9 protein-coding genes are annotated in these 7,588 nt (G+C 63.0%); 5 read left to right on the forward strand and 4 right to left on the reverse strand.

Features of this window, described 5'->3' with window-relative positions:
• Positions 1-81 precede the first annotated feature (81 nt).
• The gene (locus ACTWP6_RS29330; protein ID WP_443189517.1) at positions 82-807 is read right to left on the reverse strand and encodes a helix-turn-helix domain-containing protein; all 726 of its coding nucleotides are present in this window, start codon (positions 805-807) and stop codon (positions 82-84) included.
• A gap of 41 nt (positions 808-848) precedes the next feature.
• Positions 849-1,757 (reverse strand): sterol desaturase family protein, encoded by a 909-nt coding sequence (locus tag ACTWP6_RS29335; RefSeq protein WP_024449513.1) that lies wholly within the window; start codon positions 1,755-1,757, stop codon positions 849-851.
• A 587-nt stretch (positions 1,758-2,344) separates the two neighbouring features.
• Between ACTWP6_RS29335 and ACTWP6_RS29340 the strand changes: the two genes are divergently transcribed.
• From ACTWP6_RS29340 to ACTWP6_RS29350, 3 genes are all read left to right on the forward strand, one after another.
• Positions 2,345-3,382 (forward strand): tyrosine-type recombinase/integrase, encoded by a 1,038-nt coding sequence (locus ACTWP6_RS29340; protein ID WP_443189518.1) that lies wholly within the window; start codon positions 2,345-2,347, stop codon positions 3,380-3,382.
• A gap of 124 nt (positions 3,383-3,506) precedes the next feature.
• Positions 3,507-4,712, forward strand: a complete 1,206-nt coding sequence (locus ACTWP6_RS29345) for a helix-turn-helix domain-containing protein (protein ID WP_443189519.1) — start codon at positions 3,507-3,509, stop codon at positions 4,710-4,712.
• On the forward strand, positions 4,705-5,193 hold the full coding sequence (locus ACTWP6_RS29350) for a DNA-binding protein (protein WP_443189520.1): 489 nt from the start codon (positions 4,705-4,707) through the stop codon (positions 5,191-5,193). The genes ACTWP6_RS29345 and ACTWP6_RS29350 overlap by 8 nt, the downstream gene beginning before the upstream one ends.
• A 13-nt stretch (positions 5,194-5,206) precedes the next feature.
• On the opposite strand, the gene ACTWP6_RS29355 is transcribed toward ACTWP6_RS29350, so the two are convergent.
• Complete coding sequence (locus ACTWP6_RS29355) at positions 5,207-5,488, reverse strand: hypothetical protein (RefSeq protein ID WP_443189521.1); 282 nt, start codon at positions 5,486-5,488, stop codon at positions 5,207-5,209.
• A 120-nt stretch (positions 5,489-5,608) separates the two neighbouring features.
• Positions 5,609-5,800 carry a hypothetical protein gene (locus ACTWP6_RS29360; protein WP_443189522.1) on the reverse strand — a complete coding sequence of 64 codons (192 nt, stop codon included), beginning with the start codon at positions 5,798-5,800 and terminating at the stop codon, positions 5,609-5,611.
• Positions 5,801-6,198: 398 nt separating this feature from the next.
• Between ACTWP6_RS29360 and ACTWP6_RS29365 the strand changes: the two genes are divergently transcribed.
• Both ACTWP6_RS29365 and ACTWP6_RS29370 read left to right on the forward strand, forming a co-directional pair.
• A complete protein-coding gene (locus ACTWP6_RS29365) occupies positions 6,199-7,137 on the forward strand; it encodes a hypothetical protein (protein ID WP_443189523.1) in 939 nt (312 codons plus the stop codon).
• A 90-nt stretch (positions 7,138-7,227) separates the two neighbouring features.
• Positions 7,228-7,467 (forward strand): type II toxin-antitoxin system Phd/YefM family antitoxin, encoded by a 240-nt coding sequence (locus ACTWP6_RS29370; RefSeq protein ID WP_443189524.1) that lies wholly within the window; start codon positions 7,228-7,230, stop codon positions 7,465-7,467.
• Positions 7,468-7,588: the final 121 nt, after the last annotated feature.

Here is a 7,588-nt window from a genome sequence, read left to right on the forward strand (position 1 = left end):
ACCGGAAGTGCCTTTCTGAACGTGGGCTGATCGAAGTGTGGTAACTCCAATCATCCCAGCTCAAAGGGCACTTTCCTTACATCAACACCCTCCGAACAGGCGATTCATCGGTGGATCGAGGCTAAAGCCGGCGGCGTGTGCGGCATCGGTGATGGTTCCACCATCACGGGCCACCGCCATCGCACGAATGAGTCGACTCCACCGCACGTAGGCGGGAAACGACATACCGACCTCCTGCGCCATCAGCCGTCCGAGTCGGTCGGCGGACAGGTGCACCGCCTTGGCTACGTCGGTCAGCTTGACCGGGCCGCTGAGCATGTCGGGCAGCATGCCGACCACCGCTTCGACGCTGGGGTGCAGCGCGCCACTCGCCTGCTCCTTCGGCCCGACCAGTCGCGCAATCACGTCATCCGCAGCTGAGGAAAGAGGTTGTCTCGCATCGATGTTGAGGATGCCGGCACCGAGGCGCACCCATTCGTGGACATCAGGGCGGATAGTGCTGCCGAAGAGACGCGTCACTTGCCGGCCGACGACGCTCGTAGGTTCCAGGTACACCATCACTCCAGAGCCTGTGCCGGTGTCGATAGAGTGCGCAGCGCCCGCGGCGATCACCGCCGCAGACGCGGACAGCCTTTGGCCATCGGCGTCGGACAGGGATACCGCACCATCAGTGAGAGTCACAATCTGAAGGGCTGCGTGCGCGTGCTTGTGGGCCGAGCCGATCCGTCCCCGGAAAACGAGCCGCCCCGGCTCGATCAGCGCCTCGCCAGCCCACGTCACGTCCTTGAGTATGCCGTGTGCCGCCATCGCTAGGTTCAGATGCGCAATCCCGAGCGTCTCGGTATCGCCTACCGTGCGACTTCCTCGGGTGATACGGTCGCATCGTCGTTCATGGCACCGAATTTGCATGCGCCACTTGCCCGGAACGGTTCCGCCAGCTGCGCGAGATATCCCGCCGGGTAGTTGGGTTTTGCCGCCATGCCGAGATCATCCGAGCGAAAACGGCGGTCAGGATCGAAGGAGAACGTGCGCAAAGCGTGATCCCATGTCAACGTGAATAGTCCGAAGTTGACATCACCAATACCAGCCCACTTGAGGTGGTGGAAACGGTGGCCTTCGTTGAGTGCCAGCACTTTACGTAGAGGTCCGACGCGGTAATCGGCGTTGGAGTGCTGAAGCAGAAGCTGTACCGCGATCGCCACCGTGAGTACCTCTGCAACGGGTTTCGTCAACCCAAGGATCAGCAGGGGTGTGATGCCTGCCGCCAGTTCAAGTGCTCCGTGCAGCGGGTGCTTCATGAGGCCATTGAAGCCGTAGAAACGCTTGACACTGTGGTGGACAGCATGGAAGCGCCACAGCCACCCGACTCTGTGACTTGCCAGATGTACCAAAGTGACTCCAAGGTCGGTGACAAAGATTGCGATGACAACCTGAACAACAAACGGCAACGACGAAGGCCACCATGCACTGAATGGATTAAGCATCGCCAGGACGGGAACGACGAGCACAGTCAACAGCAACGACGTTTCGTTGATCAGAGCATGTGCGACATCGCGCCGACTGTCACCGATCGGCTCGTTCCAAACATCGCTGTAGGGCAACACCCGCTCAGCCGCGAACGACAAGCCGATCGCAATCAGAATGAGCCCCGCCATGCAGACCTCTGCCCACGCGGCGTGCGCCAACGCGATGGCTGCGCCGTTGACGCCTATCAACATGATCGGCGCATAGCCGTATCGGACGATCGTTGTAACCATGATTACAGCGTCGGCGCAGAAAGATGTCCACCGCTTGAACAGATCCGTTCAATCGCGAAGAGCTGGCGTTCAATGCTAATTAGACAACGAAGTAACGACAGCCAGCTGCTATAAGCCGTGCGGCGTCCCGCCACCTACCGGGGCGTGTTGTTATGCACGATAACGTTACGGTTTGGCGCCACGCTGACGCGCCTATAACGATATGAGAGTTAGCCTGATGCCCAAGCGCAGTCACCGGGAGCACACGACAGCGGGGATCGACTGCAAGGTGTTCGATCTTGTGCAATCCCTTGCAGAAGCGTGCTTATGCGGCAATGCGAGTATTTCATTGGGGTACCTTCGACGGCGAGACGCGGACGGCGACTGTCCAATACATAGGGTTCAGTGAAGATGTCCTCTTTCACGGGCGGCTGCATCGCCGAGGGGTGAGCATCACGGGGGATCGGCAAAGCTACAAATACATGACGGGCTTGCCGGTCCAGGCCTGCTCGGACCGATGCATTCCAGAACACCACCCGGCGGTTGGCACCATAGAGAAGCGTCGTGGATAACGACTGATATCCATGACGGTCTGCCATGCTGGGTCGGTGCCTAGATCCGCTGCACCGGAATCCCCCGAAGTCGTCCCTCCTGGGTGGTTTGCTGACTTTCTCGCTGATCGTGCCATCCGCAAACCCTCGCCCCACACCTCCAAGGCCTATCGCCAGGACTTCGAGGCGATCGCCGTGTTGATAGCGGGGTCTGCCAATGCCGTCTCAGAACTCGCGATCCGCGAACTGACGAAGGAAAGACTGCGTTCGGCGTTCGCTGCCTACGCCGACACCCACTCGGCGGCGTCGATCCGACGCTGCTGGTCGACGTGGAACACCCTGTGCACGTTCCTCTTCACCGCCGAGCTGCTCGACGCCAATCCCATGCCGCTCATCGGCCGCCCCAAAGTCCCGAAGTCCCTCCCCAAGAGCTACCCCACCAGCGTCGTCACCGACTTGGTCGCAGCGATCGACGCCGATCACGGATCCACACGTGTCAGCGACTGGCCCGAACGCGACCACGCCATCGTCTTCACCTCACTGCTGGCCGGGCTCAGAGCCGACGAACTCCTCAACGCCAACGTCGGCGACATTCGCCGCACCGATGACGGCGCCGTCCTGCACGTCCGAGGCAAGGGCAATAAGGACCGCCGGCTCCCCATCGGCCCAGAGCTGCTCGACGTCCTCGACGACTACCTTCACACGCGGGCAAACCGGTTCCCTCAAGTCCGCCGACAAAGATCCGGCACCACGGCGCCCAGCAGCTTCTCCCCGACCGCTCCACTCTTCGTCGGCGCCGACGGCGACCGCATCACCCGGGGAACGCTGCAATACCGAATCTTGCGGGCGTTCAAGAAGGCCGGCATCAACGGCGAACGAGCCTCCGGCGCACTGGTTCACGGGTTGCGCCACACCTTCGCCACCGAACTCGCCAACGCCAACGTCAGCGTCTACACCCTGATGAAGCTCATGGGCCACGAATCCATGGTCACCTCACAACGTTACGTCGACGGTGCCGGCACCGAGACCCGCTCCGCAGCTGAGCTGAACCCCCTCTACGCGCTGCTGAGCGGCAGAGAACCACACTCCTCCTGACGTACGGGCCTCTCGACCCCCACGCAGGACTAAGTGCCAGATAAGCTACCTTATGTTAAGCGACACTTAACGATAGCGATTAGCGGCGCTTGACATGGCTGCATGTGCGGATCATGCTGGGTGCATGGCACCCAGTTCTCGCCTGGTGGAACTGATCGACTGGTACAAGCAATCGCACCCGGCGATCTCTGACGCCGAGATTGCGCGGCGAACTGGAATGACTCCAGCCAACCTTTCACAGTGGCGATCCAACGGATTGCGCGGATTACCTGCCCGATCCAGGCTCGACGCGTTGGCATCAACGATCGGCCGGCCTTATCGCGAAGTGCTGGACGCAGCCCTGGCCGATACCGGATACGCGGACGTCCGCGCTCGCGATGTCGACGACGCTCGCACCTACGATGAGGTTCTCAACGATGCCGTGCGCGCCCTCACCGAAGGGGCGCGCCTGACGAACCGGCCTGTCCGGGAAAGGTCGGACGGCTCATGGGAACCCGATCCCCACGCCGACCCCTTGGCGATCGACTGGGCCGCGTTTGTGACCGACGCCTTGGCGGGCGCGGCTGCCAACATCGGCGGCATCGATGCAATCCTGGCTGGGCGCCCGGGCTCATGGGAGGCCGCTGTGGTGGGTGACGCGCTCCGTGCCGCAGTCGGACACGACGAGTGGGACCTGTTGCGCCATCGCACCGAGCCGGTCACCGTGGTGATTCACCCCGAACGGCTTCTTTTCGACAACGACGGCTCAGAATGGTTCAGCGAAGTCGACACCGCAGAAGCGGAGATGCAGCGTCGGGAAACGGCGATCACCGGGCCCGGGATCATCTATACCTACGGCCGCGAGCTTGACCCGCGAACTCTGCAACGCGCCTCAGATGAAGGCATTGAGATCAGAGAGGGTCAGCCCCCGCCACTGCCAACGGTTCAAGAGATCGACGGGTGGCAGGCTGCCGAGCGTGAAAACCCCACTCCTTCAACTCCTGAAGAACAAGCTGAAGAAGCGTCCTTGGCCGCGCTGGAAAGCCTGCGGGACACGGTGGAGGCGCAGCGCCGTGCTGAGTTGATCGCGTACGGAGAGCGGGTCGCGGCCGCCGTGCGGACTGAACTGGCGGCCCTGGAGCTGCCCGTCCCAGTGTCGGTGACCATCGACGTCGACACTCCCTGGGATAAGGCGCCAGACTCCCCCGCGCTGGGCTGGACGACAAGCCGGATCGACACCGCAGTCGCCGCAGCAGTTGCGGCTACCTCTCTGCCTGACGAGCTGCCCGGCACCTTGCTCGAACGTGCGGAAGCGGCCCATCGGCGCAGAATCGAGCACAACGATGACTGACCCCGACCTGGCCAAACTCTCGGAGGCCTCAGAGGTGTGCGGCATCCCCACCGACATCCTCAAGATGATGGCCGCGGACGGCCTACTCCCCCAGGTCGTCCGGGGCAAAGCAGGCCACATCTACTTTCCGCGTCGACAAATCCCAGATTGGGGCGAGTGCGTTCGGCTCCTCAGGGAGCAACGCGACCGACACCTTCGCCGTGCCGCGTCGGCGCTACGGCGCCTGGACACCGAGCTGGAAGCCGTCCGCAACGACATCGCTGAGGCACGCGAGTACCCGCAACAGACGCTGGGCATTGACTTGATGAGCTTTGGACACTGGCCATATGACCGAATGGCGTCGTCGCTGCGTGGCCAGCCGCTCATCACCGGCGTGCTGGAGCAGTTCACCAGTGAGCGAATGTCCATCACGCGCTACCACGACGCCTACCTCGACGCATTGGCCTCGCAGGGGCGCCAGCCTCAAGAAGACGCACCCTGACCAGGGATCAAACTCAGGTAGGCGTCGGCTTCGCTGCGGCGCCGGCTGTGGGAGCCGGGGTTCCGTCAGGGCCAACTTCGTAACCGGCTGGAGGCGAAAGCGGCAGCGGGACAACAACACCCCCGGCTTCCGCCGCGTATCGGGTGGCCTCGTCACGCTCGTCCTCGGTGTACACCCGCACAAGGGCGGGGTGGCCGGGTACCCGCACCAACATCGTGAAATCGGCGACGGCCAACGCTCCCGTCCGCTTGCGGGGGGTTTGTCGCACCTGGAGGTTGCCGCCGTCGTCGCTCATCGCGTCATTGTCGCCCCGCCCACCGACAGACCTGTGTTGTCGCCGCCGCGTCGGGGTTCCCTTTCCGGTCGGCGCACCCGCGACCCAAGGTGTTGGGTCGCCGGCCCGGCGGGAGCAGACTCAGGCGATGATCTTGTGGAGCGCCGTCGCCACCGTGCAGGCGGTGACGATGGCGGTGACGATGCCCGCCGCGAGGTAACCGACCCCCGCAGCGGCGACGGCGAGCAGGGCGATCACCACCCAGCGCAGGGGCAGGGGTTCGGCCGGGTGATCGCGGTCCCGGGAAGACCGCGAGGACGGTACCGTTGACATTGCGTTGTTCCTCCAGATTCTCGTGGGGCGACGCACTGCGGCCTTCGGGGATTCCGCCCCCGGAGGCCGCCTCGTCGGTTCCGGTCCGCCACCCGAAAGTGACGTTCCGCAAGCCTCTGACGTGCGCTGACAACCGTTCTACGCGGTTTTCATGGCGCCCGTGCTAGGGTGTTTAAAACGGCTTAACCCGCCGCAAGAACCGTGTCAATGGCCGATGATCCGTATTTTTAGGCGGGTTAAGACGTTGCGGATGATACATTGCGGTCAAGACGTTTTGTGACGCAAATCACTTTGGAAGGTCGGAAATGACCCATTTTCTCTTCGAGCCGAGCATCGCCCGGCCGCCGAATGCGCGTGAGTGCGCGGTTCTCAAGGCACGGCTCAAGAGGCTGGCCGAGATGGAGCAGTCCGTCGCGGACGCGAGCTATCACCTGCAGACACTTGCAGCCGCGGGCGCGGCACCGGCAGGAGATGTTCGGATTCGGCACGGCTTCGTACGGCTGTTCGTCCCGGATGCTGCGGTAGACACCACAACGCGCAACGCGACCAGGCGGGACCACCGACCACCGAGTACCCGATTGATGTCCCCGCGCGGTCGCTCACTGTCGTTCTTCCTGATCGCACTATTTGAGGCCCAGACGCGTTTGGCTGCAGGCCAGCAGGCCACGCGCAACGAGCTGCCCCTGAAGGCGGATAATGATCAACCAGGGTGGACGGACTACATCGCCACCGACGCCCAGGACGCCACCGAGGGTCGCATCTTCGTCGACGTGCCCACCAAAAAAGCCCGGCAGCTCCAGTCGAGTCTCATGCGACTCCACAAGGAGAAGCTCGTCAGTGTCCCGCCGGCCAATGGCCGTCACCGCCGCTATGAGGACTTCGTGCTCAAACGCGAAGACGCCCGCCCCGTTGGCGACAACGGCGTCTATTCGGTTCCCGAGCAGGAAAGCGACTACTTCACCGTTCAGGCGTCGCTGTTCACCAAAGGCTGGATTCACGTCCTCGAGGACAGTGAGCTGGTCCTGCTGCTCATCGCTGCGCGCATGCGCAACCAGCACGGTGGCGCACCGCAACCGCTGGCCTCGGGCCCGCGCAAGCTGCACTATGGCTTGAGCCGAGACTCCTTCGAAGCCGGCCACCGCGTGCTCGACTATCTCGGCATCCTCGACGTCATATCGGACTACCAGCGATCGGCAGACGGAAAAGTCGAGAAGTTCAGCGATCGTGGCGCACAACCCCACCTTCTGCGGTTCAACCCCGAGGCGCTCGATCGACCCGCATTGCCTGCCATCATCGACACCCTCACCGAGCAGGTCGCCAAGTCCGAAGCCTCTTAAGCCGGTTGAGGCCGCCCCCAACTAGTCCGGGACCACAAACGCGCTATTCGCGCTAGCGTGACAACCCCGATAGCCAGTACGCTAGGTAGCATGACCGTGGAAAAGGTTTCCAGCACCGACGCCAAGAACCGGCTCAACGCGCTGCTCGCCGACGTCGAACGCACCGGCAAGACAGTGATCATCACCAACCACGGCCGCGATGTCGCACGTCTGGTACCCGCGAACCCACGCCCCAGGCAGTTCGGCCAGATGCCGAACCTGACCATTCCGAAGGATTTCGACGACCCACTGCCGGATACCGAGCTGGCACGCTGGGAGGGCGACTGTTGACCGTCCCTCTGTGTGACGACCACGGCGGGGGTGATCGTCATTGAAGTTGTCGAAATCCCGGGTCGGGGACGGCGGTCGTCTGCATCATCAGCGTGCCCACGAACGGACCCCGCGCTGGTCT

The sequence above is a fragment of the Mycobacterium sp. 4D054 genome (assembly GCF_052245755.1).
Classification (GTDB): domain Bacteria; phylum Actinomycetota; class Actinomycetes; order Mycobacteriales; family Mycobacteriaceae; genus Mycobacterium.